The organism is Bradyrhizobium sp. UNPF46 (genome assembly GCF_006658625.1).
In the GTDB taxonomy this organism is placed as follows: domain Bacteria; phylum Pseudomonadota; class Alphaproteobacteria; order Rhizobiales; family Xanthobacteraceae; genus Bradyrhizobium; species Bradyrhizobium nitroreducens.
This window is the reverse complement of record NZ_LFJB01000002.1, coordinates 99,082-124,088: the sequence shown is the minus strand read 5'-3', so window position 1 is coordinate 124,088 and position 25,007 is coordinate 99,082. Positions and strand designations below refer to the sequence as shown.

At 65.6% G+C, this 25,007-nt stretch carries 21 protein-coding genes; 16 read left to right on the top strand and 5 right to left on the bottom strand.

Translation table 11 applies throughout. The annotated features are described in order from the left end of the window. The first annotated feature begins 20 nt into the window (after positions 1–20). Positions 21–2,087 (top strand): prolyl oligopeptidase family serine peptidase, encoded by a 2,067-nt coding sequence (locus tag UNPF46_RS01030; protein WP_142248732.1) that lies wholly within the window; start codon positions 21–23, stop codon positions 2,085–2,087. A gap of 248 nt (positions 2,088–2,335) precedes the next feature. Here UNPF46_RS01030 and UNPF46_RS01025 read toward each other — a convergent pair whose 3' ends face one another. After that, positions 2,336–3,007, bottom strand: coding sequence for a DUF938 domain-containing protein (locus tag UNPF46_RS01025; protein WP_142248731.1), 672 nt, complete (start codon positions 3,005–3,007; stop codon positions 2,336–2,338). Between the two features lie 237 nt (positions 3,008–3,244). On the opposite strand from UNPF46_RS01025, the gene soxX reads away from it, so the two are divergent. The 11 genes from soxX to UNPF46_RS00975 all read left to right on the top strand — a co-directional run bounded on the left by soxX (position 3,245) and on the right by UNPF46_RS00975 (position 12,656). Next, on the top strand, positions 3,245–3,595 hold the full coding sequence (soxX, locus tag UNPF46_RS01020; RefSeq protein WP_142248730.1) for a sulfur oxidation c-type cytochrome SoxX: 351 nt from the start codon (positions 3,245–3,247) through the stop codon (positions 3,593–3,595). A 25-nt stretch (positions 3,596–3,620) separates the two neighbouring features. Then, positions 3,621–4,112: a thiosulfate oxidation carrier protein SoxY gene (gene soxY, locus UNPF46_RS01015; protein WP_142248729.1), complete on the top strand. Its 492-nt coding sequence runs from the start codon at positions 3,621–3,623 to the stop codon at positions 4,110–4,112. Between the two features lie 13 nt (positions 4,113–4,125). Continuing rightward, positions 4,126–4,437, top strand: a complete 312-nt coding sequence (gene soxZ, locus UNPF46_RS01010; RefSeq protein ID WP_142248728.1) for a thiosulfate oxidation carrier complex protein SoxZ — start codon at positions 4,126–4,128, stop codon at positions 4,435–4,437. Next, positions 4,437–5,300 (top strand): sulfur oxidation c-type cytochrome SoxA, encoded by an 864-nt coding sequence (gene soxA, locus UNPF46_RS01005; protein ID WP_181769719.1) that lies wholly within the window; start codon positions 4,437–4,439, stop codon positions 5,298–5,300. Before soxZ ends, soxA begins: the two co-directional genes overlap by 1 nt. After that, positions 5,297–5,602 (top strand): hypothetical protein, encoded by a 306-nt coding sequence (locus UNPF46_RS01000; RefSeq protein WP_100181499.1) that lies wholly within the window; start codon positions 5,297–5,299, stop codon positions 5,600–5,602. The genes soxA and UNPF46_RS01000 overlap by 4 nt, the downstream gene beginning before the upstream one ends. Before the next feature lie 56 nt (positions 5,603–5,658). After that, positions 5,659–7,410 carry a thiosulfohydrolase SoxB gene (gene soxB / locus UNPF46_RS00995; protein WP_142248726.1) on the top strand — a complete coding sequence of 584 codons (1,752 nt, stop codon included), beginning with the start codon at positions 5,659–5,661 and terminating at the stop codon, positions 7,408–7,410. Next, positions 7,407–7,865 (top strand): DsrE family protein, encoded by a 459-nt coding sequence (locus UNPF46_RS00990; RefSeq protein ID WP_142248725.1) that lies wholly within the window; start codon positions 7,407–7,409, stop codon positions 7,863–7,865. The genes soxB and UNPF46_RS00990 overlap by 4 nt, the downstream gene beginning before the upstream one ends. 219 nt (positions 7,866–8,084) lie before the next feature. Then, positions 8,085–9,122, top strand: coding sequence for an MBL fold metallo-hydrolase (locus UNPF46_RS00985; protein ID WP_142248724.1), 1,038 nt, complete (start codon positions 8,085–8,087; stop codon positions 9,120–9,122). Between the two features lie 79 nt (positions 9,123–9,201). Continuing rightward, complete coding sequence (locus UNPF46_RS37245) at positions 9,202–9,369, top strand: hypothetical protein (RefSeq protein ID WP_181769718.1); 168 nt, start codon at positions 9,202–9,204, stop codon at positions 9,367–9,369. A gap of 125 nt (positions 9,370–9,494) precedes the next feature. Beyond that, a complete protein-coding gene (locus tag UNPF46_RS00980; protein WP_100180194.1) occupies positions 9,495–10,703 on the top strand; it encodes an MFS transporter in 1,209 nt (402 codons plus the stop codon). A gap of 237 nt (positions 10,704–10,940) precedes the next feature. Continuing rightward, on the top strand, positions 10,941–12,656 hold the full coding sequence (locus tag UNPF46_RS00975; protein ID WP_142248723.1) for an N-acyl-D-amino-acid deacylase family protein: 1,716 nt from the start codon (positions 10,941–10,943) through the stop codon (positions 12,654–12,656). 183 nt (positions 12,657–12,839) lie between these two features. Here UNPF46_RS00975 and UNPF46_RS00970 read toward each other — a convergent pair whose 3' ends face one another. After that, the gene (locus UNPF46_RS00970; protein ID WP_100180192.1) at positions 12,840–14,189 is read right to left on the bottom strand and encodes an MFS transporter; all 1,350 of its coding nucleotides are present in this window, start codon (positions 14,187–14,189) and stop codon (positions 12,840–12,842) included. A 145-nt stretch (positions 14,190–14,334) separates the two neighbouring features. Here UNPF46_RS00970 and UNPF46_RS00965 point away from each other — a divergent pair, with 145 nt between their 5' ends. The 4 genes from UNPF46_RS00965 to UNPF46_RS00950 are packed head-to-tail and all read left to right on the top strand — an operon-like array spanning position 14,335 to position 18,935. Next, positions 14,335–14,988 carry an ABC transporter ATP-binding protein gene (locus tag UNPF46_RS00965; RefSeq protein ID WP_142248722.1) on the top strand — a complete coding sequence of 218 codons (654 nt, stop codon included), beginning with the start codon at positions 14,335–14,337 and terminating at the stop codon, positions 14,986–14,988. Then, positions 14,985–17,447 (top strand): ABC transporter permease, encoded by a 2,463-nt coding sequence (locus tag UNPF46_RS00960; protein ID WP_142248721.1) that lies wholly within the window; start codon positions 14,985–14,987, stop codon positions 17,445–17,447. Before UNPF46_RS00965 ends, UNPF46_RS00960 begins: the two co-directional genes overlap by 4 nt. Beyond that, positions 17,437–18,519, top strand: a complete 1,083-nt coding sequence (locus tag UNPF46_RS00955) for a lipocalin-like domain-containing protein (protein ID WP_142248720.1) — start codon at positions 17,437–17,439, stop codon at positions 18,517–18,519. The genes UNPF46_RS00960 and UNPF46_RS00955 overlap by 11 nt, the downstream gene beginning before the upstream one ends. A 29-nt stretch (positions 18,520–18,548) precedes the next feature. Next, positions 18,549–18,935 (top strand): MAPEG family protein, encoded by a 387-nt coding sequence (locus UNPF46_RS00950; RefSeq protein ID WP_100180188.1) that lies wholly within the window; start codon positions 18,549–18,551, stop codon positions 18,933–18,935. Positions 18,936–19,034: 99 nt separating this feature from the next. Here the strand turns inward: UNPF46_RS00950 and UNPF46_RS00945 are convergent, their stop codons facing one another. The 3 genes from UNPF46_RS00945 to UNPF46_RS00935 form a co-directional block, all read right to left on the bottom strand. Next, positions 19,035–20,228 carry an ABC transporter substrate-binding protein gene (locus UNPF46_RS00945; RefSeq protein WP_142248719.1) on the bottom strand — a complete coding sequence of 398 codons (1,194 nt, stop codon included), beginning with the start codon at positions 20,226–20,228 and terminating at the stop codon, positions 19,035–19,037. 321 nt (positions 20,229–20,549) lie between these two features. Next, positions 20,550–23,717 (bottom strand): efflux RND transporter permease subunit, encoded by a 3,168-nt coding sequence (locus UNPF46_RS00940; protein WP_142248718.1) that lies wholly within the window; start codon positions 23,715–23,717, stop codon positions 20,550–20,552. Further along, positions 23,714–24,919, bottom strand: a complete 1,206-nt coding sequence (locus UNPF46_RS00935) for an efflux RND transporter periplasmic adaptor subunit (RefSeq protein WP_181769717.1) — start codon at positions 24,917–24,919, stop codon at positions 23,714–23,716. Before UNPF46_RS00935 ends, UNPF46_RS00940 begins: the two co-directional genes overlap by 4 nt. Between the last annotated feature and the right edge of the window lie 88 nt (positions 24,920–25,007).

Here is a 25,007-nt window from a genome sequence, read left to right as displayed (position 1 = left end):
TTTTCCAGGGAGTTTCGTTCATGTCCGTCGACGACCGGCCCACGCTCAGCGCTCCCGACGACGACCCCTGGTCGTGGCTGGAGGAGATCGAGGGCAAGCAGGCGCTCGACTTCGTCGAGCGGCAGAATGAGCTGACGCTGCAGGCGTTCGGCGGCAAGGCCTGGGAGCACGACCGCGACCTCCTCGCGGCGATCTACGACCGGCCCGACAACATTCCCTATGTCAGCCGGCGCGGCTCTGACCTCCACAACATCTGGAAGGATGCCACCAATCCGCGCGGGCTGTGGCGGCGGACGACGCTCGCGGAGTTTCGCAACACCGATCCGGCGTGGGAGACCATGCTCGATATCGACAAGCTCGCCGCGCGCGAAGGCGAGGACTGGCTGCTGAGCGGGATCACCACCAGGCCGGGAAGCTCTCGCGCGATCCTGAGCCTGTCGCGCGGCGGCAGCGACGCGGTGACGTTGCGCGAGTTCGACATGGTTACGAAGAGCTTCGTGACGGACGGTTTCACGCTGCCGGAGGCGAAAGGCGGCGCCGACTGGCTCGATGCCGATACGCTGCTGCTGTCGAGCGCCCATGGCGAAGGCATGGCGACGAGCTCGGGCTATGCGCGAACGGTTCGGCTGTGGCGGCGCGGCCAGACTGTCGATCAGGCCGAGGAGATCATCGAGACCACCGCCGATCACATGATCATCTATGGCATGCACGACGACACCGGACCTGCCCCGCGGGTCTGGATCGTCGACCAGATCGATTTCTTCAACCACGCGATCTGGCTGCGCGATGCGACGGGCACGATGACGAAGCTCGATCTGCCGACCGGCATCTGGCTGCAGGCGCATGGCGACTGGTTCGCGATGAAGCTGCGCAAGGACTGGTCGATCGGAGGGCGGACCTACGCAACTGACACCGTGCTCGGCATCTCGCTGTCGGCATTCCTGAACGGCAGCCGCGATTTCGCGGCGCTGTTCGAGCCGGCGCCGCGGTGCGCGCTGCAGGGTCTGTTCTGGGCCGCCGGCAAGCTCGTGCTGTCGATCCTCGACGAGCTCAGGCCGCGCTTCGAAATCTGCACGCCGTCCGCCGCCGGCTGGAGCCGCGAGACGCTCCCCGGCCTGCCGCAAATCGGCGTCGTCGACGTCTGGCCGCTCGATCGCCATCCCTCCGAGAGCAACGGCGACCTGCTCGCCAATGTGCAGGATCCGCTGACCCCGCCCTCGCTGCTGTTGCTGCAGCGCGGCGTCGCAAGCCCGACCGTGCTGAAGCAGGCGCCGAAGACCTTCACCGCCGACGGTCTTGCGGTGACGCAGCACGAGGCGATCTCTGTCGACGGCGAGCGCATTCCCTATGTGCAGACCGGTCCGGCCAAACAGACCGGCGATGCGCCGGTCTATATGAGCGCCTATGGCGGCTTCGCGCTCGCGGTGAAGCCGTATTACAATTCATCGCTCGGCAAGCTGTGGCTGGAGCGCGGCGGCACCACGGTGCAGGCAAACTTGCGCGGCGGCGGCGAGTTCGGCACACGCTGGCACGATGCGGGACGACTCGCCGGCAAGAAGCTGTCGCATGACGATTTTGCCGCGGTCGCGGCCGATCTCGTCCGGCGCGGCGTGACGAGTGCGAAGCGCATCGCCGCGCAGGGCGGCTCGAACGGCGGCATCCTCATCACCAACATGCTGGTGCGCTATCCCGAGCGCTTCGGAGCGCTGTTCTGCACCATCCCGCTGGTCGACATGCGCCGCTACACGAAACTGCTCGCGGGCGCGAGCTGGATCGCGGAATATGGCGATCCCGACAAGCCCGAGGAATGGGAGTGGCTGAAGACCTACTCCGCCTATCACAACGTCAAAGCCGGCCAGTCCTACCCGCCGATCCTGATCGCCACCACGCGCCGCGACGACCGCGTCCATCCCGGCCACGCGCGCAAGATGGCGGCCAAGCTGCAGGCAATGGGCTATGAGGCCTGGTTCTACGAGCCCGCCGCCGGCGGCCACGGCTACGGCAAGGACAACCGGGAGCGCGCAGGCTTCGAGGTGCTCGGCTTCCGGTTTCTGAAGGAGAAGATCGGGTGGCGGGATGAAGGTTGATGGTCGCCCGCTCGCAAGTCCTGATCGCATCGCGACGTAAGGCGGCCACCGCTCTCTCATTCCCTCCCCCCTTGCGGGGGAGGGGCAGGGAGAGGGGTACCACACGGGAACTCTCTCGATGTGCGCGCGGCGTGATCGAGGACGGTTAGACCGTTTGCTGGGCTACCCCTCTCCCCCGCCCTCCCCCACAAGGGGGGAGGGAGCACACCGCCTTTGTGGTGTGCTCCCGGGCTCAAGCCAGCAACGGCTCAGCGCGAAAACACCAGCGTCAGATTGTTCGCGGGCATGTCGATGGACTCGATGAGGCGGAGGCCTGCGGCCGTCGCGAGCGTCTCGACATCGCCGATGTCGCGCACGCCCCATTCCGGATTGCCCTCGCGCAAGGAGGTGTCGAACACCGCATTGCTGAGCGCGATGTGCTTGCCGTCGCGCTTGAAGGGACCGTAGAGGAACAGCTTGCCGTCGAGGCGCAGATAGCGGCCGGCGCCCGCGAACAGGCCTTCGGCCACGGCCCAGGGCGCGATGTGGATGACATTGGCGCAGAACACGGCTGCAAGGCCGGTCGGCCCCTGCCCGCTCTTCATCTCCGGACACCAGTCGGGATCGGTGAGATCGATCCGCAGGGGTGAGCGGATGTTTGGCAGGCCCGCATGCACGCGCCAGGCCTCGATGCTCCTGAGATGGCGCTGGTTGAGATCGCTCGGCCACCAGATCAGGCCGGGCGTGTGGCGGGCGAAATGGACCACATGCTGGCCGGTTCCGCTGCCGAGCTCGACCACGTTGCCGGTCAGCCCGGTGAGGCGCGTCTCCAGCGCGGACCAGATCGGCGCGTGATTGCGATGGAAGGCCGGCGCATCGAGCCGCCCATCGGCCTCGACACGTCCGCCGTCCCTGCCAAATTCGACGACATATTCAGCCAAGCGAGATCCCCAAAATATGCGAAACAGAAAAGACGGCCGTAACGGCCGAACGCCCTAGAATAATTTGCTAGTGCCCACCTGTTAGATGAACGAACCTATCTCAGCGGTTGCAATGCGGAGGATATTAACTCCATTTTGCCGCGTGCATAGTCTTGATTGTCACGCGATGCCCTTTGTGCTTTGGAACGCTTATATTTCTGCAAACGAGATCATCGACATACCGCTTGGGACGATGCCTTGACCGCCTTTCCTTGCAAGCCTGCTGCTCTGGTGGCGCTGGCCCTCCTCGCCGGCGCGGCTGCGGCGCAGGCGCAATCCACTGTCGCCGACGGCCAGAAGCTCGCTTTCGACCGCGGCAAGGGCAATTGCCTGACCTGTCACGTCATCAAGGGCGGCGACCTGCCGGGAACGATCGGTCCGGAGCTGAAGGATCTCAAGACCAAGTACCCCGACCGCAACGAGCTCACCGCGATCATCTTCGACGAGACCAAGCGTAATCCGCAGACCATGATGCCGCCGTTCGGCCGGAACCGGATTTTGACCGAACAGGAGATCGGCGCGATCGTTGATTTCCTGCAAACCCTGTAATGGCCGGCTGCCCAGGAGACCTCCGATGACCACGACCACCGGCCCCGTTGCGACAAGGCGCCTGATCCTGCAGGGCGCGGCCTGTGTCGCCGTGCTGGGCCTCGGCAATCTGCCGTTCGCAGCCGCGCCGGCGCGCGCTGCGGCCAATGACAAATATCCGGAAGAGGCGTTCAAGCAGAAGAGCGAGGCCGACGCGATCAAGGCGCTCTATGGCAGGACCGCCGAGCCTTCCGACAAGGTCAGGCTGGACGCGCCCGAGATCGCCGAGAACGGCGGCGTCGTGCCGGTCTCGGTGACGACCACGCTCGACAAGGTCACCTCGATCTCGTTCTTCGTGGCCGAGAACCCGTTCGCGCTCGCGGCGTCCTACAAGATCGCCGACGGCACGATTCCGGGCGTCGCCAACCGGCTGAAAATGGCCAAGACCAGCAACTTGATCGCCATCGTCGAGGCTGATGGCAAGCTCTACAGCGCGACCAAGGAAGTGAAGGTCACCGTCGGCGGCTGCGGCGGCTAGGAGGATCGGTCCGATGGCATCAAGCATTCGCGTGCGCGCAACGTCCAACGGCGACATCACCGAGGTGCAGGCACTGATCCAGCACCCCATGGATACCGGCCTCGCCAAGAATCCCGCCGGCGAGCTGATCCCGGCGCACTACATCCAGCAGCTGAAGTTCGAATGTAACGGCAAGGACGTCTTCGTCGCCGATTGGGGCACCGCGGTCTCCAAGGACCCCTATGTCAAATTCAGCTTCAAGGGCGCCAAGAAGGGCGACGAGCTCAAGATTTCCTGGACCGACAACAAGGGTGCGTCGGACACGACCACCGCGAAGATCGCGTGATGAAGACCCGGTCTGCCCTCCTGCTTGGCTCGCTGAGCGCCGCGCTCGTTGCGTTTGCCCTCACTTCTCCGCGCGTCGCCGCAGCCGACAAGGTCGATCCCGTCACTGATGCCAAGGCGTTCAGGAACTTCTTCTTCCAGAAATTTCCCGACGTGAAGCACGAGGACTTCGTCAACGGTCCGTATTCGATGAACGCGGACATGAAGCGGCAATGGCAGGAGAAGGAGGAATTCCCGCCTTACGAGTTCGCGCTCGACGCCGGCAAGGAGATGTTCGCGACCCCGTTCAAGAACGGCAAGACCTACGCCGACTGCTTTCCGAACGGCGGCATCGGCATCCGCCAGAACTATCCTTACTTCGACGAGAAGGAAGGCAAGGTCGTCACCCTGGAGCTCGCGCTCAACCGCTGCCGCGAGGCCAATGGGGAAGTGCCCTATTCCTACGTCAAGGACGAGATGGCCTCGCTCACCGCCTACATGGCCTTCACCTCGCGCGGCAAGCTGATGGACATCAAGATTCCCGATGATCCGCGCGCGCTCGCGGCGTTCGAGAACGGCAAGCGCTATTTCTACACGCGGCGCGGCCAGATGAACTTCTCCTGCGCGAGCTGCCACGTGCAGAGCCCGGGCGAGCGCATCCGCGCCGAGATCCTGGCGCCGGCGCTCGGCATTCTGAACGCGATGCCGATCTACCGCTCCGAATGGAGCGGCATGGGCACGATCAGCCGCCGCTTCGTCACCTGCAACAGCCAGACCCGCGCGGTTCCGCTGGAGCCGCAGTCGGACGAATACCGCGACGTCGAATATTTCCTGTCCTACGTCGCCAACGGCCTGCCGATCGCGGGCCCGGGAGCGCGGCCATGAAGCGGTCACTTCCCCTGGCCATGCTGCTCGCGCTCGGCCTTGCGCCCACGGCGCGCGCGGCCAATGAAGCGGACTACAAGGCGGCCTACGCCGCTGCGGAAGCCGCATCGAAGGAGGCTGCCGGCTTGCGCAATCAATGGACCGTCACCGTCTCGACGCTGGCTGCCGCCAGGAAGGCGGCCGATGGCGGCGATTTCGACCGCGCCACCGCCGCAGCCAAGGAAGCCGAGGCGCTGGCAAAGGCCTCGATCTTCCAGGCTGCCTCCGAAAAAGAAGCCTGGAAGGCGATGGAAATCCGCTAGACTGGGCCCCCACTGGAACAGTCTTGCGACCGCCTGAGGGCGCGGAGAATTTTGGAATGGCGATCCGCCGCCGCGATTTCCTGAAGAGCGCTGGCCTTGCCGCCGCATCGTTTGGTCTGCCGAGGCTCGCGCGAGGCACCGAGACCGCGAGCATCTACGACCTCGAACGGTTCGGCAATGCGCGGATCCTGCACATCACCGACACGCATGCGCAGCTCAATCCGGTCTATTTCCGCGAGCCCAGCGTCAATATCGGGGTCGGCGAGATGGCCGGACGGCCGCCGCATCTGGTCGGCCGAGCTTTCCTGGAGCGCTTCGGCATCCGCGCCGACAGCGCCGAAGCCTATGCCTTCACCTGTATCGAGTTCGAGAAGTCGGCAGGCCGCTTCGGCAAGCTCGGCGGCTTTGCCCATCTGAAGACGCTGGTCGACCGCTTGCGTAGCGATGTCGGCGAGAAGCGTTCGCTGCTCGTCGACGGCGGGGATCTCTGGCAGGGCACCGGGCTTGCCAATGTCATGCAGGGCCGCGACATGGTCGAGGTCGCCAACCTGCTCGGCATCGAAGCGATGACCGGGCATTGGGAGTTCACCTATGGCGAGCAGGTGCTGCGCGACAATCTCGAGCGCTTCAAGGGCGAGTTCCTGGCGCAGAACGTCTTCCTGACCGAGGAAGCCGCGTTCAACGACGCCCTCGCCTTCGACAAGGCCAGCGGGCGCGTGTTCAAGCCGTCTGTCGTCAAGGAGATGGGCAGCCATCGGGTCGCGATCGTCGGCCAGGCCTTCCCTTACGTGCCGATCGCGCATCCCAAGCGGTTCACGCCGGACTGGAGCTTCGGCATCCGCGAGGAGGAGTTGCAGAAGCATGTCGATGCCTTGCGCGGCACCGACAAGGTCGATGCCGTCATCCTGCTCTCGCACAACGGCATGGACGTCGACCTCAAGCTGGCAAGCCGCGTCACCGGCATCGACGTCATTCTCGGCGGCCACACCCATGACGCCGTGCCGCAGCCGATTGCCGTGAAGAACGCCGGCGGCACCACGCTCGTCACCAATGCCGGCTCCAACGGAAAATTCCTCGCCGTGCTCGATCTCGCGATCGACAAGGGCAAGGTCGGCGACATTCGTTATCATCTGCTACCGGTTTATTCCGAACTGCTGAAGCCAGATCCCGCCATGGCCGAGCTGATCGGCCGGCTGCGCGCGCCGCATGTGACCGACTGGTCGACGAAGATCGCAACGCCGGACCGCCTGCTCTATCGGCGCGGCAATTTCTCCGGACCGGTCGACGAGCTGATCTGCACCGCACTCCGCACCGAGCTCGATGCCGAGATCGCGTTGTCGCCGGGCTTCCGTTGGGGCGTCACTGCGCTGCCCGGCCAGGCGCTGACCATGGAGGATGTGCTCGCGGAAACCGCGATCACCTATCCCGAGACCTATGTGCAGGAGATGACGGGCGCGCAGGTCAAGGACGTGCTGGAAGACATCTGCGACAATCTCTTCAATGCCGATCCCTACTACCAGCAAGGTGGCGACATGGTGCGCGCCGGCGGGCTCAGCTACACCTGCACGCCGGCGGGCGCGATCGGCAGCCGCATCTCGGAGCTGAAGCTCCATAACGGCAAGGCGCTCAGCGCCAGCCATCGCTACAAGGTCGCGGGCTGGGCCTCGGTCAACAGCCAGCAAGGCGCGCCGGTGTGGGACGTCGTCGGCAAATATCTGCGCTCGGGCCGGATGTTTCAGGAGCGACTCGGCTCCGGCGTCACGCTGAAGGGCGTCGAGGACAATCCAGGCATCGCGGGACAGGGATGAGACGGGCGCAGATCCTGTCCGCGCTGATGCTGGCGCTGCTGGCGTGGGCCGCGCTCGCGCCGGCCTCGGCGCAACAGGTGCCGCTGCAGGACAAGCCGTTCGCGGAGCACAGGGTCGTGCTGCAGCTCTCGGACGGCGATGCCAGGAAGCAGGCGCTGGTGCTGAGCGTCGCCAACAATCTGCTGAAGGCCTACGACCCCGACAAGATCGCGATCGAGGTGGTGGCATTCGGTCCCGGCATCGACCTGTTGCTGTCAGGCAGCGAGCGTCGCAAGCAGGTCGAAAGCCTGATCGCGCAGGGCGTGCGCTTCGACATCTGCCTCAACACGGTGGACACCATCGAGCGCGAAACCGGCAAGCGGCCGGAATTCATCGCCGCGGCGACGCCGGTGCAGGTCGGCGTCGCGCAGATCCTGTTCCTGGCGGAGAACGGGTACACGCTGGTGAGGCCGTAGGGGCGTAGGCGCGCTCTCGCGTCACCCTCAGTGTCGTTCCTGCGAACGCAGGGGCGACCGAATTTGTGGGACCGGCGTTCCCCCACATAGATCCCCTCCTCCGGCCGATCACTCGGAACAACAATTTTCTAAATTTTACTCCAAATGCAGTGAATTACTTCTATTTCTGGCCCAGAACGTAGTAGAATCCTCGAAATCAGTTCCAAGCCGGGTTCTGCCATGATCTTCCGCCAGCTCTTCGACAGCGTTTCGGGCACCTACAGCTACATCCTCGCCAGCCGCCCCGGCGGCGAGGCGCTGATCCTCGATCCCGTGCTGGAAAAGGTCGACCGCTACTGCCAATTGCTGCGCGAGCTCGACCTCAAGCTGGTGAAGGCGGTCGACACCCATCTGCATGCCGACCACGTCACCGGCCTCGGCGAGCTGCGCGACCGCACCCATTGCATGACCGTGATGGGCGACCAGACCAAGGCCGACGTGGTGGCGATGCGCGTTGCCGACGGCGACAAGGTCACGATCGAGGGCCTGTCGCTCGACGTGATGTACACGCCGGGCCACACCGACGATTCCTATTCCTATCTGATGGGCGATCGCGTCTTCACCGGCGACACGCTGCTGATCCGCGGCACCGGCCGCACCGATTTCCAGAACGGTTCTTCGCGCGCACAGTACGATTCGATCTTCAACCGCCTCTTGAAGCTGCCGGACGAGACGATGGTATTCCCGGCGCACGACTACAAGGGCGACACCGTCTCCACCATCGGCGAGGAGAAGCGCTACAACCCCCGCCTCCAGGTGCGATCGGTCGACGAATATATCGAGCTGATGGCCGATCTGAAGCTGCCCAATCCGAAGATGATGGACGTGGCGGTGCCCGCCAACATGCATGTCGGCCTGCATCAGGAGGAGCTGGAGAAGGAAGGCCGCGCGCTCAGCGCGGTCGAGGCGATCCGCATTCTCGGCCGGCCCGACATGCTGCTGGTCGATCTGCGCGAGACCAACGAGCGGATGAAGCACGGCATGCTCGAAGGCGCGCTGCATACGCCCTATCCGTCGGTCGAGGAGAGCCTGAAGCCCGGCGGCATGCTGCGCGAGGTCGCAGCCGCGACGGGGCGCCGCGTGGTGTTCTTCTGCGCCTTCGGCGAGCGCTCGGCGATGGCGGTTGCGGCAGCGAAAGAGGCGGGGCTGCTCAACACGGCCCATATCGCCGGTGGCATCGACGCCTGGAAGAAGGCGGGCGGGCCGGTCGTGCACTGACGGCCTGCTTGCGATAGCTCAGAAACTGCACATATCTTCCGGATAGGATCGGATGCAGCATCACCATCCGGGACCAGCCATGACCAGGATCTGCAAACCAAGCGAGCTGCCTGAGGTCGCCGAGAAGAAGCCGGCGGAAGGCAAGGCGAAGACGCCTCCGCCTCCCCTCGAAGACGACGACTACGAGGACGGCGACATCGCAACGCCCAAGCGCGACCGCTACGGCCCGGACGACGAGCCGTTGTGAGGGGTGAAGTCGCCTCACGAACCGTGCGTCCCCGCCCGCGCTACCTGCCATGCGCCTCTGTTCATGGACAAATAACCGCTCTCCCCGATAGTTTCCGCGTCCATCGGGAGTGAAACGGGACTGCAATGGTCGACGTTCTTGCCGCACCGCAGCAAGGCAAGGCGGACAGCGCGCTACGCACGCTGACTGGAATCTCGATCGCGCATTGGGTCAGCCATTTTCATCTGCTGGTCCTGCCGATGCTGTTCCCGTTCCTCAAGGACAAGCTCGGCGTCGGCTATGTCGAGCTCGGCCTCTCGCTGACCACGCTTGCCGTCGTCTCCGGACTGACGCAGGCGCCGACCGGCTATCTCGTCGACCATTTTGGCGCGCGCAAGATCCTACTGATCGGACTGACGCTCGGCGGATGCGCGCTGATCATGCTCGGCCTGCACCTCAGCTACGCCTCGTTGATCGCCTGCGCCGTGCTGCTCGGGCTCGCCAACAGCGTCTATCACCCCGCCGACTACGCGATCCTGGCCGAGCACATGGACGAGGCGCGGATGGGCCGCGCCTTCTCGATCCACACCTTTGCCGGCTTTCTCGGCGGCGCAGTGGCGCCCGCGATCGTGGCCGCGCTCGTCACCCTGTCCGGCGGCGTCGGTGCGCTGGTCGCATCGGGAGCGATCGGCATTCTGGTGGCGCTGCTGCTGCTCGTCATGAACATTCCCGACGCCGGCGCCAGCAGGAAGAAGCCGGGCGCGGAGAACGCGCCGAAACAGGCCGTCATCACGCCGGCATTGATGATGCTGACCGTGCTGTTCATGCTGCTCAGCCTGTCGGTCGCCGGCATCAACAATTTCGGCGTGGTTGCGCTGATGAGCGGGTATGGCGCGTCCTATTCCTCGGCCAACGTCATGCTGACCGCGTTCCTCGGCTGCAGCGCCGCGGGCGTGCTCGCCGGCGGCTTCCTCGCCGACCATACCGAGCGCCATGGCTATGTCGCCGCCGCCTGTTTTGCCGTGAATGCAGCGCTCGTGCTGCTGATCGCGCTGGTCACGTTGCCGGGCTGGGCGCTCACCGCCGCGATGGCGACGGCAGGTTTCCTCTCCGGCGTGATCGCGCCGTCGCGGGACATGCTGGTGCGCAATGCCGCGCCGGCGGGCGCCGCGGGCCGCGCCTTCGGCATCGTCTCCACCGGCTTCAATCTCGGCGGCATCGTCTCACCGCTGCTGTTCGGCTGGATCATGGACCAGAGCGCGCCGCATTGGGTGTTCGGTGCGTCCGTGATCTTCATGCTGGCGACGGTGGTGCTGTCGCCGTTCACGGAGCGGAAGCGGGCCAAGGCCAATTGATCGGTCGGTATCGCTACGAATTCAGCTGTCGTCCCTGCGAAAGCAGGGACCCATATCCACAGGGAGTGATTGTCGCGCGAAGCTGATAACTACGAGTCTTCGCCAAACATCTCCCTGTGGTTATCGCGACGAGCGCAAGCGCTCACGCGGAGGTCCCGGATCGGCGCGCGCTTAAGGCGCGCTTGTCCGGGACGACGGATAGAGCAAAAGCAGAACAACAAAACGGGAAGAAACACCATGAGCACCCCTGATCTCGTCATCCGCGGCGGCACCGTTGCGGATGGAAACGGCGGCGAGCTGTTCGAGGCCGACGTCGCCATCACCGGCGGGACGATCAGTGAGGTGGGCAAGGTCGCCGCGAAGGGCCGCGAAGAGATCGACGCGCGCGGCAAGCTGGTGACGCCGGGCTTCGTCGACGTCCACACGCATTATGACGGCCAGGTGACCTGGAGCCAGGACATCACGCCATCGTCGCAGAACGGCGTCACCACCGCGATCATGGGCAATTGCGGCGTCGGCTTTGCGCCGTGCAAGCCTGAAGACCACACCCGCCTGATCCAGCTGATGGAAGGCGTCGAGGACATTCCCGAACCGGTGCTGAGCGCCGGCATTCCCTGGGCCTGGGAGAGCTTTCCGGACTACATGGACTGGCTCAGCAAACGCGATTTCGACATCGACGTCGGCGCGCAGCTGCCGCATGCGGCGCTGCGCGTCTATGTCATGGGCGAGCGCGGCGCGCGCCGCGATCCCTCGACTGCGGAGGACAATGCGGCGATGGCGAAGCTCGCTGGCGAAGCGGTGCGCTCCGGCGCGCTCGGCTTCTCGACCTCGCGCACACTCAACCACCGCACGTCCACGGGCGATTTCACGCCGACCTTGAAGGCGGGCGAGGACGAGCTCACCGCCATTGCCGGCGCCATGCACCGGCAGGGCCGCAGCGTGCTGCAGTTCGTGCTCGACCTCTCGACCATCCACGAGGATCTGCCGATGATGCTGCGGGTGGCCGACAGCACGAAGTGCCCGATCTCGTTCTCGATCACGCAGAATGACAGATCGCCGAACCGCTGGCGCCAGACCCTGGACGAGATCAATGCGGCGGCCAAGCGCGGCCTTTCCATCACTGCACAGATCGCCGCGCGACCGGTCGGGCTGCTGCTCGGGTTAGAGCTGTCGCGCAACCCGTTCCAGACCCATCCGAGCTACAAGGCGATCGCGCACCTGCCGCTTGGCGAGCGGCTGGCGCGGCTGCATCAGAGCGAAGTGCGCAAGGCGATCCTGAGCGAGACGGCGACCGCGACCGACGATCCGCTGTTCTTCCGGCCCAACTACGACAAGATGTTTTTGCTCGGCGATCCCCCCGATTACGAGCAGCCGCCGGAGAACGCGCTGGGCCCGCAGGCGCGCAGGCAGGGACGCCAGCCGGAAGAGCTTGCCTATGATGCGATGCTGTCGGACGAAGGCCGCGGCATGCTCTATGTGCCCTTCCTCAACTATTCCGACGGCAATCTCGATGCGACGCGCGAGATGCTGACCGACCCGCAATCGGTGCCGGGCCTCTCCGACGGCGGGGCGCATTGCGGCATCATCTGCGATGCCAGCTTCCCGACCTATCTCTTGACGCACTGGACGCGCGACCGCAGGCGCGGCGAAAAGCTGTCGATCCCGTTCGTGGTCGCGGCGCAGGCACGCAAGACCGCGCTCTCCGTCGGCCTCACCGACCGCGGGCTGATCGCGCCCGGCTACAAGGCCGACGTCAACGTGATCGACTATGACCGCCTGCACCTGCATCCGCCCAAGGTGCATTACGATCTGCCGGTCGGCGGACGGCGGCTGTTGCAGGATGTCGACGGTTATGACGCCACGATCGTCTCGGGCGTGGTGACGCGGCGGCAGGGCGAGGCCACGGGTCGGCGGCCGGGCAAGCTGATTCGGGGTGCGCAGGGGATGAACTAGGCGGTTGTTGCCGCTTACCCTCCCCTGGAGGGGGAGGGTCGCTACGCGTGCAGCGAAGCGGAATGCGTAGCGGGGTGGGGTGACAGTCTCTCCGCACGAGAAGGTGCCCGTGTTGAGGGATCACCCCACCCCGCTCGCGCTTCGCGCGATCGACCCTCCCCCTCCAGGGGAGGGTAGGAGCCCTTACGTCGGGGACACCGCGCCCTTCAGCGCCGTGGCTTGCGCGGCCGCACCGCGCGTCAGTCTGGCCTTTTCCGTGTTCGGCCAGAGCAGCAGCAGGCCGAGCAGGCCGGAGCCGACCATGATCACGGCGTTGATGGTGAAGCCGGTCATGTAGCCGTCGAGCGTGCTGCCGGCGCGCTGGATCATCGCTCCCATCACCGCCGGCGCGATGATGCCGGCGAGCGTGTAGAGCGCGCTGTAGATGGCGAGGACGGCGCCGCGCTGCGACGTCGGCGTGAACTCGCCGAGCATGGGCGGGCACACGACATAGATCGCCCCGCACAGGCCCGAGCCGACCACGAGCAGCGCGATCTGCAGGCCTGCGCCCTGAACATGCGGCATCGTCGCCAGGATCAGTCCGCCGATCACCAGCGGCACCGAGCCAAGCACGCCGCGCGCCGCGCGGGTGTTGTAACCGCGCGCCATCATCACCTGCGAGATCCACCCCGTGAGAATGACGGTGGTGGCACCGAACACCCAGGGCAGGATCGAGATGAAGCCGGCTTGGCTCTGCGAGAAGCCGAGTCCCTTGACGATGAACGGCGTGAACCAGGTCAGGCCGAGCGAAAGCGCCCAATAGGCGCCGAAGGTCGCCGCGACGCAGCCGATGAAAGTGCGCGAGGTGAGAAGCTGCAGGTAAGGGATCTTCTGCTCGGACGCGGCCAGGACCTGGGTGTCCTCCAGCGGCCCCTCCTTGCCGAGCGCGAGCCAGGCACAGACCCAGATCAGGCCGACGACGCCGAGCGCACCGAAGGCATAGTGCCAGGAATGATTGACGATGACCCAGTTCAACGCCGGCACTGCCAGGATCACGCCGAAGGCGGAGCCCTGCGACAGGATCGCGGTCGGCAGCGTGCGCTTCTCGTCGGGGAACCATTTGTAGATGGCATGCGCCGCGACCGAGAAGGCCGGGCCTTCACCCGCGCCCAGCGCGATACGGCAGATCAACAGCGTGGTGAACGAGACGGTGCCGACCATCGGAAACTGCGCCAGCGCCCAGATCACCGCGAGCACGAGCAGCACCCAGCGCGTCGGCACCTTGTTGACGATGAAGCCGACCACGATGCCGGCGATCGAGAACAGGAAGAAGAATGAGGACCCGAGCAGGCCGAACTGCTCCGGGCTGAGCTTCAGATCGGTCATGATCGGAACGCCGGCGAGGCCGACGACGATCTTGTCGGCAAAATTCACGACCATGAAGAGAAAGAGGAGAAACGTGACGGTCCAGGCGCCCTTCGGCGTTGGCTTTGCCGACCCCCTGGATTCCCCTGCCGTCCTGTCCGCCGTTTCAGGCGTTCCCTGAGCGCTCATCGTTCTCCCCGCATGTCTTTTATGGCACTTTTTTGATTTTGCCGTCCTGGAAGCTAACAACGCCTTCGAGACCAACGCAACCCGGCATTTCCGCAGCAAGTGTGCTACGCAACAATTCCGCTAATTCCGTCCGGCGCCATTCATCGTGCTGAGCATCCGAAACCTTTCCAAGACCTTCTCCTCGGCCGGCGAACCGGTCCATGTGCTGCGCGGCGTTAGTCTCGACCTCAAGGCCGGCGAGCGCGTCGCGCTGACCGGCGAGTCCGGCAGCGGCAAGAGCACGCTGCTGCACCTGATCGCAGGGTTGGACGCCGCCGATGGCGGCACGATCCGGCTCGAGGACGTCGAGGTCACCAATCTCTCCGATGCGGGGCGCGCAGCCTTGCGGCGCGATCGGATCGGCCTGGTTTTTCAGCAGTTCAACCTGATCCCGAGCCTGTCGGTCGCGGACAATCTGGCCTTTCAGGCACGGATCGCCGGCCATCATGACGCGGCCTGGATGAAAGAGCTGATCGAACGGCTCGGGCTCGGCCCGCTCCTGAAGCGCTATCCCGAGCAATTGTCCGGCGGACAGCAGCAGCGCGTCGCGATCGGCCGGGCGCTGGCGACAAAGCCCTCGCTGCTCTTGGCGGACGAGCCGACCGGCAATCTGGATGAGGCCACCGCCGAGGACGTGCTCGCACTGACGCGCGATCTCGTCGCGCGCACGGGCTGTGGCTTCCTGATGGTGACGCACAGCATGCATCTGGCCGGCACACTCGACCGCCACCTCACCCTGCATGCGGGGCGGATCGCATGAGGCGCGCGCTCTGGATCCTCGCGGTGCTGCTCAGCCATTGGCGGCGTCACAAGATGCAGTTCGCGACGCTTCTGGTCGGGCTGATCGCGGCGACCGCGCTGTGGAGCGGCGTGCAGGCGATCAACCAGCAGGCCCGCAGCGCCTATGACCGCGCCGCAGCGACGTTCGGCGGCACCCGCACCGCGATGCTGGTTGCGCCGAATGCAACAACCTTCTCGCAGGACCTGTTCGTCAAGCTGCGCCGCGCCGGCTGGCCGGTGTCGCCCGCGCTGGAGGGCCGGGTGCAGATCAACGGGCGCTCGGTGCGGCTGCTCGGCATCGAGCCGGTGACGCTGCCGGTCGAAATCGGCAATGCGCCGCGGCTCGGTGCCTCGGACCTCGGCAGCTTCGTAGCGCCGCCGGGCCAGACATTGGTGGCACGGGAAACGCTGAGAGACCTGCAGGAGACGGAAGGCGCGGCACCGCCGATCAGCAACGGCGCAAAGCTGCCGCCGCTGCGGGTGTTGCCGCAGCTCGTGCCCGACGTGCTGGTGGTCGATATCGGCGTGGCGCAGCGCCTGTTGAACAAGCCGGATCAGCTCTCGCGGCTTCTGATCGGCAAGCCGAAGAGCAAGCCCGCGCCGCTGGCAAGCATCGTCGGCGACCAGTTGCAGCTGATCGAGCCGACCGCGGAAACCGAGCTGGAACGCCTCACCGACAGCTTTCATCTCAACCTGACCGCGTTCGGCCTGTTGTCGTTCTTCGTCGGCCTCTTCATCGTCAATTCGGCCGTCGGCCTCGCCTTCGAGCAGCGACTGCCGATGCTGCGGACGCTGCGCGCCTGCGGCGCCTCGGCACGGCTCGTCAACACGGTGCTGGTGGTCGAGCTGGTCGCACTGGCGCTGGTCGCAGGATTGATCGGCCTCGTGTGCGGCTATTTCATCGCGGCGGCGCTGTTGCCCGACGTCGCGGCGTCGTTGCGCGGACTCTACGGCGCGCAGATTCCGGGGCAGCTCAGCCTGCGGCCGGAGTGGTGGCTCGCCGGCATCGGCATCAGCATTGCCGGTGCGCTCGTTGCGGCGACGACCAGCCTGATCAAGGCGATCAGGATGCCGGTGCTGGCGACCGCGCAGCCGCGCGCGTGGCAGCAGCGGCAGCGGCGCTGGCTGATCCTGCAGAGCTGTGCGGCCGGTGTCGTGTTCGCGCTTGCGCTGCTGTTGCTGCGCTATGGCGAATCGCTGATTGCGGGCTTTGGCGTGCTGGCGGCCCTGATGCTCGGCGCGGCCTTGATCCTGCCGGCCCTCCTCGAACTCCTCCTGCTCGCAGGCCAATGGACCGCGCGAAGACCGCTTGCGCTGTGGTTCTGGGCGGACAGCCGGCAGCAGCTCTCCGGATTGTCGCTGGCGCTGATGGCACTGCTGCTCGCGCTCGCCGTCAATGTCGGGGTCTCCACCATGGTGGAGACGTTCAGCCGCACCTTCACCGGCTGGCTCAACGGTCGGCTTGCCGCCGACGTTTACATCAGCGCCTCCGACAACGCGCAGGGCACGGCGATCCGCAACTGGCTGAAGGAGCGCAGCGACGTGCAGGCGGTCCTGTCGGGCGGCCGCGCCGAGGTGCAGCTTCAGGGCCAGCCGGTCGAGCTGTTCGGCCTGCCGGATCACGCGCTCTATCACGAGCGCTGGCCGCTGCTGGAAGCCGCGCCGCGCGCCTGGACCCGGCTGGTGCCGGGCAATGCCGCCTTCATCAGCGAGCAGCTCAGCCGCCGGCTGAATGTGCGCGTCGGCGACGTCGTCGAGGTGCCGGCGCCTAGCGGAAGCTGGGAGCTCGACATCGTCGGCATCTATGCCGATTACGGCAATCCCAGGGGACAGCTGACCGTCAACGTCGCGGCGCTGATCCGGCAATTTCCGCAGACGCCACAGACACGGATCGGGCTTATTGTCCCACGGGAAAAGATTCCCGGCCTGATCGCGGCCCTGCAGAAGCAGTTCGCGCTCGGCGACCGCAGTGTCGCCGACCAGGCCACGGTGAAGGCGGAATCGATCCGCATCTTCAACCGCACCTTTGCGGTGACATCGGCGCTGAATGCGTTCACGCTCGGCGTCGCCGGCATCGCGCTGTTCACGAGCCTGTTGACGCTGGCCAACTCCCGCCTGCCGCAGCTTGCGCCGCTGTGGGCGATCGGCATCACGCGGCCGCGGCTGGCCGCGATCGAATTGACCAAGACGCTGTCGGTCGCGCTGTTCACATCGCTGCTCGCCGTGCCGCTCGGGCTATTGGTGGCGTGGTGCCTGATCGCGATCGTGAACGTGAAGGCGTTCGGCTGGCGGCTGCCGTTCCATGTGTTTCCGCTGCAATTGATCGAGCTGGTCGCGGTCGCGCTGGTCGCGTCGCTGCTTGCGGCGCTGCTGCCGGTGATACGGCTGGCGCGGATGCAGCCAGCCAGCCTCGTCAAGGTGTTCGCCAATGAGCGCTGATCGCATCTCGCGCCGCGCCTTCGCCGGCGGCATCGCCGCGCTGGCGCTTGCACGCCGCGCCGGCGCACAAGGCTATGCCGGGCTCGGCGAGCGCGCGGACGGATTTGCGAAGGTCGTGCCGGGAAAGACCTTCACGTTCCCCGGCGATCACGGTCCGCATCCGGAGTTTCGCATCGAGTGGTGGTATCTGACGGCAAACCTCGTCGATTCCAGCGGCGCGGCTTGCGGGCTGCAATGGACGCTGTTCCGCCAGGCGGCGCAGCCGGGCCCGCAAGGCGAGGGCTGGGCCAATCAGCAGGTCTGGATGGCCCACGCGGCCGTGACGCGCGCCGGCACCCACCGCTTCAACGAGATCTTTTCACGCGGCGGCATCGGGCAGGCCGGCGTCGCGGCAAAACCGTTTGCGGCCTGGATCGACGATTGGGAGATGAAGGGTCTCGAGCGCACCGACGATCGTAGCCTGGCGCCGCTGACGCTGAAGGCGTCCAGCACCGATTTCAGCTACGCGCTGACGCTCGAGGCCGATCGTCCGGTCGTGCTGCAGGGCGATCGCGGTTACAGCCGCAAGTCGGAGCGCGGCCAGGCGTCCTATTATTACAGTCAGCCGTTCTACCGCGCCCGCGGCACGCTCACCATCGACGACAAGCCGGTCGATGTCTCGGGTCAGGCCTGGATGGACCGCGAATGGAGCAGCCAGCCGCTCGACACCGATCAGACCGGCTGGGACTGGCTGTCGCTGCATCTCGCGTCCGGCGACAAGCTGATGCTGTACCGGCTGCGGCAGAAGGACGGCAGGGACTATCCGTTCGGCAATTGGATCAGCGCCGCCGGCGACACGCAGATGATCGCGGGCGGCGATATTCAAATGATACCGAAGGCGACGACGGAGGTCGCCGGACGCAAGCTGCCGGTGGAATGGCAGATCGCGATCCCGTCGCGATCGCTCTCGATCCTCTGCAAGCCGCTCAACCCGAAGGCCTGGATGGGGACCGGCTTCTCCTATTGGGAAGGGCCGATCCACTTTGCCGGGACGCATGACGGCGTTGGCTATCTCGAGCTGACCGGGTATTGAAGCAGCGACCTCTTCAAGGGATTTTCGCGATGTATCACTTCACCGCCCTCGTCACGCTGCTGGCGATCGCATTTTACTTCTTCACCTGCATCAACGTGTCGCGCTCGCGCAGCAAGACCGGTGTCAAGGTGCCGGCAATGTCGGGCCATCCGGATTTCGAACGCGCCTTCCGCATCCAGATGAATACGCTGGAATGGATGCCGATCTTCCTGCCGGCGCTGTGGCTGTTCGCGGTCTATATCGGCGACGGCATCGCGGCAGGGATCGGCGCGGTCTGGATCATCGGACGCGTCGTCTATTTCATCGGCTATTCGAAGGCGGCCGCCAAGCGCGGTCCGGGCTTTGCGATCCAGGGCATCGCGGCAATTGCCCTGTGGGCAGGGGCGCTGGGGGCGGTGGTGTTGCGGCTGGTGTGAGGCAACGCCGCCGCCACACCCTCACTGTCGTCCCGGACAAGCGTAAGCGCAGATCCGGGACGACAGCGACAGTGTGGCGTTCGCTGTGCCCCTTTCCCCTCACTTCGTCAGCGGACAGCCGCTTTCCTTGGCGGTGAAGAAGGCCTTGTCGCCGGGGACGGTGGCGAGCAGCTTGTAGTAGTCCCAGGGCTTCTTCGACTCCGAGGGCTTCTTGACCTCGAACAGATACATGTCGTGGACCATGCGGCCGTTCTCGAGCACCTTGCCGCCCTGCGCGAAATCGTCGTCAACCGGCAGCTCCTTCAGCTTCTTGGCGACGGCATCGGAATCCTTGGTGCCGGCGGCCTTGACCGCCTTGAGATAGCTCAGCGTCGCCGAATAGGTGCCGGCCTGGATCATGTTCGGCATCCGCCCGGTGCGCTTGAGGAAGCGTTCGCCGAGATTGCGGCTCTTGTCGTTGACGTCCCAGTAGTAGCCTTCCGTCAGCACCAGTCCCTGCGCGGCCTGCAGGCCGAGGCCGTTCACCTCGGCCAGCGTCATCAGCAGGCCGGCGAGCTTCTGGCCACTGGCGACGATGCCGAACTCGGACGCCTGCTTGATCGAGTTGGTGGTGTCGAGGCCGGCATTGGCGAGGCCGACGATCTTGGCCTTGGAGCTCTGCGCCTGCAGCAGGAAGGAAGAGAAGTCCGAGGAGTTGAGCGGCACGCGCACCGAGCCGACGACCTTGCCGCCATTGGCGGTGACGATCTCGCTGGTGTCCTTCTCCAGCGCATAGCCGAAGGCATAGTCCGCGGTGAGGAAGAACCAGGTGTCGCCGCCGGCCTTGGTCAGCGCGCCGCCGGTGCCGACGCCGAGCGCGCGGGTATCGTAGGCCCAGTGGAAACCGTAGGGCTGGCAGGCATCGCCTGTCAGACGCGAGGTCGCGGCGCCGACGACGATGTCGATCTTCTTCTTTTCCTTGGACAGCTCGTGGATCGCGAGCGCGACCGAGGAGGTCGTCAGCTCCGTGATCATGTCGACGTTCTCGACGTCGTACCAGCGCCGCGCGATCGAAGTCGCAAGGTCAGGCTTGTTCTGGTGGTCGGCGGTGACGAGCTCGATCTTCTGGCCCAGCACCTCGCCGCCAAAATCCTCGATCGCCATCCTGGCCGCCTCGACCGACCATTTGCCGCCGTAATCGGCGTAGACGCCGGACTGGTCGTTGAGGATGCCGATCTTGACGCCTTGTGCGGCGGCTGGCGCCGCCAGCACCAGGGCGGAGGTTGCGACGGCGGCCAAAAGTGCTGATTTCATCTGTTAACTCCCAGCAGTGTTCTGTTTTGAAATCGCGCGGATATTAGTGAAGAACCCCGGGCCTGCCCATCCATTTCAGGTTGGTCGTTAGTATGGAGGTGTGCCGAGGATGGCGCGACAAAACGAGCTGTCGTCCCGGACAGGCGCGCCTTAAGCGCGCGCAGATCCGGGATCCATAGCCACAGGACTTGGTTAGGCGAAGACTCGTGGTTGCCATTCTTCGCCAAACCACTCCCTGGGTTTATGGGTCCCGGATCTGCGCTGACGCTTGTCCGGGACGACACCGAGGATGGCGATAGGCCGGTGGCCACCTGACTCTCGTCAGGCCACCACCTCCGGCTTCTTCCCCTCGTTCCGCCCTTCCGCCAGGTTCCGCACCACCACGTAGAAGATCGGCGTGAACAGAAGTCCGAACAGCGTCACGCCGATCATGCCGAAGAACACGGCGACGCCGACGGCCTGCCGCATCTCCGAGCCGGAGCCCGACGAGATCACCAATGGCAAGACACCGAGGATGAAGGCGAAGGACGTCATCAGGATCGGCCGCAGGCGCAGCCGGCAGGCGTCGATCACGGCCTCCAGCCGCGGCTTGCCCTCGTTCTCGATGTCGCGCGCGAACTCGACGATCAGGATCGCGTTCTTGGCCGCCAGCCCCACCAGCACGACGAAGCCGATCTGGGTGAGGATGTTGACGTCCTGGCCCATGATGCGCACGCCGATGGTGGCAGCGAGCAGGCACATCGGCACGATCAGGATCACCGCGAATGGCAGGGTCCAGCTGCCATATTGCGCGGCGAGCACGAGATAGACGAACAGCACGCAGATCGGGAACACGTAGAGGCCCGCATTGCCGCCGGTGATCTGCTGATAGGACAGATCGGTCCATTCGAAGGTGAAGCCGCTCGGCAGGGTGTCGTCCGCCAGCTTCTTGATGGCGTTGAGCGCCGTGGTCGAGCTGGTGCCTGGTGCCGGCTCGCCCTGGAGCTCGGACGCGGCATAGAGATTGTAGCGAGCGACGCGGTCGGGACCAGAGACATCCCTGAACTCGACCACGCTGCCGAGCATCACCATGTCGCCCGCGGCGTTTCGCGTGCGCAGGCGCGCGAGGTCGCTCGGCTCTTTCCGGAACGGGAAATCGGCCTGAGCCGTGACGTGGTAGGTGCGGCCGAACAGGTTGAAGTCGTTGACATAGGTCGATCCGAAATAGGTCTGGATCGTGTCGTTGATGCCCGAGATGGGCACACCGAGCTTTTGCGCCTTGGTGCGGTCGATGTCGACGAACAGCTGCGGCGTGTTGGCCGAGAACGGCGAGAACACCGTGGGAGCGAGCAGCGAGGGCGATCTGCGCGCCGCGGCGACAAGCTCGTCGGTGGCTGCGGCGAGCATCTCCGGTCCGCGGCCCTGGCGGTCCTGGATGCGGATGGTGAAGCCGCCGCCGGTGCCGATGCCCGGCACGGCCGGCGGCGGGATCACGATGATGAAGGCGCCCTGGATCGCGGACAGGCGCTTGCGCAGCTCGGCCGTGATCGCATTCGCCGTGAGCCCTTTCTTGATCCGGGCCTCGGGCTCGTCGAACACGGGGAATAGCGCGGCCGCATTGCCGGCCTGGGTGCGGGTGGCGCCGGAGAAGCCGGCAAAGGCAGCGACGCGGATGATGCCGGGCGTATCCAGCGCGATCCGCTCGATCTCGCGCACGACCTCGGTGGTGCGCGCCAGCGAGGCTGCGCCGGGCAGTTGCGCGGAGACGATGACGTAGCCGCGATCCTGCGCCGGAATGAAGCCTTGCGACGTGGTCGCGATCAGCCAGCCGGCACTGCCGATCAGCACGACGTAGATCAGGATCATCACCACCGAATGCCGAATGACGAAATTGGCAAGGCCGGCATAGCCGTGCGCCAGCCGGTCGAACACGCGGTTGAACACGCCGGTGAAGGCACCCCACGCCCGCGCCATGACGTTCCAGGCGGCGGGCGGCCGCTTCTCCGCGTGCGGCGTGAGGATCTGCGAGGCCAAGGCCGGCGACAGCGTCAGCGAGCAGAAGCAGGAGATCGCGGTCGCGACGGCAATGGTGACGGCGAATTGCTGGAAGAACTGCCCGGAGATGCCGCCGAGGAAGGCGGTCGGCACGAACACCGCGCAGAGCACCAGCGCGATCGAGACCAGCGCGCCGCCGACCTCCTCCATCGTCTTCAGCGCCGCGTCGCGCCGGCTCAGGCCGTGCTCGAGATGCCGTTCGACATTCTCGACCACCACGATGGCGTCGTCGACCACGATGCCGACGGCGAGCACGAGACCGAACAGCGTGAGATTGTTGATGGAGAAGCCGAGCGCCGCCATCACCGCAAAGGTGCCGACCAGCGACACCGGGATCGCGATGATCGGAATGATCGCGGGCCGCCATCCCTGCAGGAAGACCAGCACGACGATGACCACGAGCAGCATGGCCTCATAGATGGTCTTGATCAGCTCGTGGACGGACTGGGCGATGAACTCGGTGGGATTATAGCCGATATTGTAGTCGAGGCCCTTCGGAAAACTCTCCTTCAGCCTCGTCATGGTGTCGGTGATGTTCTTGGCGGTGGCGAGCGCGTTGGAGCCGGGCCGCTGCGTCACCAGCATGGCAACCGCGGATTTGCGCAGCAGGAAGCTGTTGGTGGTGTAGGAGAGCGCGCCGAGCTCGATGCGGGCGACGTCGCGCAGCCGCACCGTGCGGCCGTCGGAGCCGGCCTTGATCAGGATGTCCTCGAACTGCTTCTGGTCCTTCAGACGGCCGGTGAAGGTGAGGTTGGGCTGGAAGGCGCGATCGGCGATCGGCGGCTCGGCGATCTGGCCGCCGGCGATCTGCACGTTCTGGGCGCGGATCGCCGCCAGCACCTCGGCCGAGGTCAGGCCGAGATTGGCGATCCGATCGGGATCGAGCCACAGCCTCATTGAGTAATCGCGCGCGCCGAACATCTGGATGTCGCCGACGCCGTCGAGACGCAGCAGCTGGTCGCGGACCTGGAGCAGCGCGTAGTTGGAGATGTAGAGCTGGTCGAAGGTGTCGTCGGGCGACAGCATGAACACGACCATCAGGATGTCGGGCGAGTTCTTGCGCGTGGTGACGCCGTTGCGCTGGACCTCCTCGGGCAGGCGCGGCTGCGCGATCGCGACGCGGTTCTGCACCAGCACCTGGGCCTTGTCGAGATCGGTGCCGAGCTTGAAGGTGACGGTGATGGTGAGCTGGCCGTTCGAGGTCGCCTGGCTGTAGAGATACAGCATGTCCTCGACGCCGTTGATCTCCTGCTCGATCGGAGCTGCCACCGTGTCGGAGACGGTCTGCGCGGAAGCGCCGGGATATTGCGTGGTGACGACGACGGTCGGCGGCACCACTTGCGGATATTCGGACACCGGCAGCGTGGTGTAGGCGAGCGCGCCGACGATCAACAGCACGATCGACAGCACCATCGCCAGGATGGGCTGGTTGATGGAGAGACGGCCGAGATTCATGACTTGCCACCGGCTGGAGCTTGCGCGGTCTTCGGCGCGACCTTGGCACCGACACGGGCACGCTGGATGCCGTTGACGATGACGCGGTCCTCCGCCTTCAACCCGTCGCGGATCACGCGCAAGCCGTCGTCCAGCGGGCCAAGCACCACGGGACGCGCCTCGACGGTGTCGTCGGGCTTCACCACGAACACGATCTTGCGGGACTGGTCGGTCGCGACGGCGACGTCCGGAATCAGCAGTGCTTCATAGGGCGCGCTGCCGATCAGCCTGACGCGGCCGAACTGGCCGGGCAGGATCGACAGATCGGTGTTCTTGATCACCGCGCGGCTGCGCAGCGTGCCGGTCGAGACGTCGAGGCGGTTGTCCAGGAAGTTGATGGTGCCTTCATGCGACGGCTTGGTCTCACCGGCGAGCGTCACCTGTACCGGGTTCGCGGTGTCGCGCGAACTCGGGCGCCGCCCTTCGAACCACAGCTTGCTGTATTTGATGAAGGTCGCCTCATCCATGTCGAAATAGATGTAGATCGGATCCAGCGTGACGATCGAGGTCAGCAGCGTCGACGTGCCGGTATCGCTGCCCTGCACGAGATTGCCGGGACTGACGAGATGGCGGCTGACGCGGCCCGTCAGCGGCGCCGTCACATGCGTGAATTCGATGTTGAGGCGAGCCACCTTCAGCGCGCCTTCGGCCTGCATCTCGGCGGCGTGCGCTGCCTGCAGGGCCTGACGCCGCTGATCGACCACCTGCTCGGAGACGGCGCTGGTCTGCACCAGGCTGAGGCCGCGATCGAGCTCGCGCTTGGCCAGCTCCACCTTGGCCCGCGCATCCGACAGCTGGCCCTCCGCCTGCGTCGCCACCGCCTCGAACGGGCGCGGGTCGATCACGTAAAGCAGGTCGCCCTGATGCACGATGGCGCCGTCCTGGAATTCGACCGAGTTGACGAAGCCGCCGACGCGCGGGCGCACCTGCACCTCCTCGACCGCCTCGAAACGCCCGGTGAACTCGTCCCAATCCGTGACGGTGCGCTTGACCGGCTGGGCCACCGTCACCGGCGCCGGCGGCGGAGCCGCTGCTTGCGAGGCCGGCTTGTCGCAACCGGTGAGGGCGAATGCCGCACCCAGCAGGGCGGCGGTTGCACTCAATCGAGTCAGAAGGAAATCGTGCCTTTTGACAAACCGCTCGCTTCGATCCGGTCCGCTCATCCCAGGTCCTCGCATAAAAGCCGCAGAAAACGCAGGGTACGTCTCTACCTGCGGGCGCCACAAGATGGGTGGCCAGGATGAACTCTTC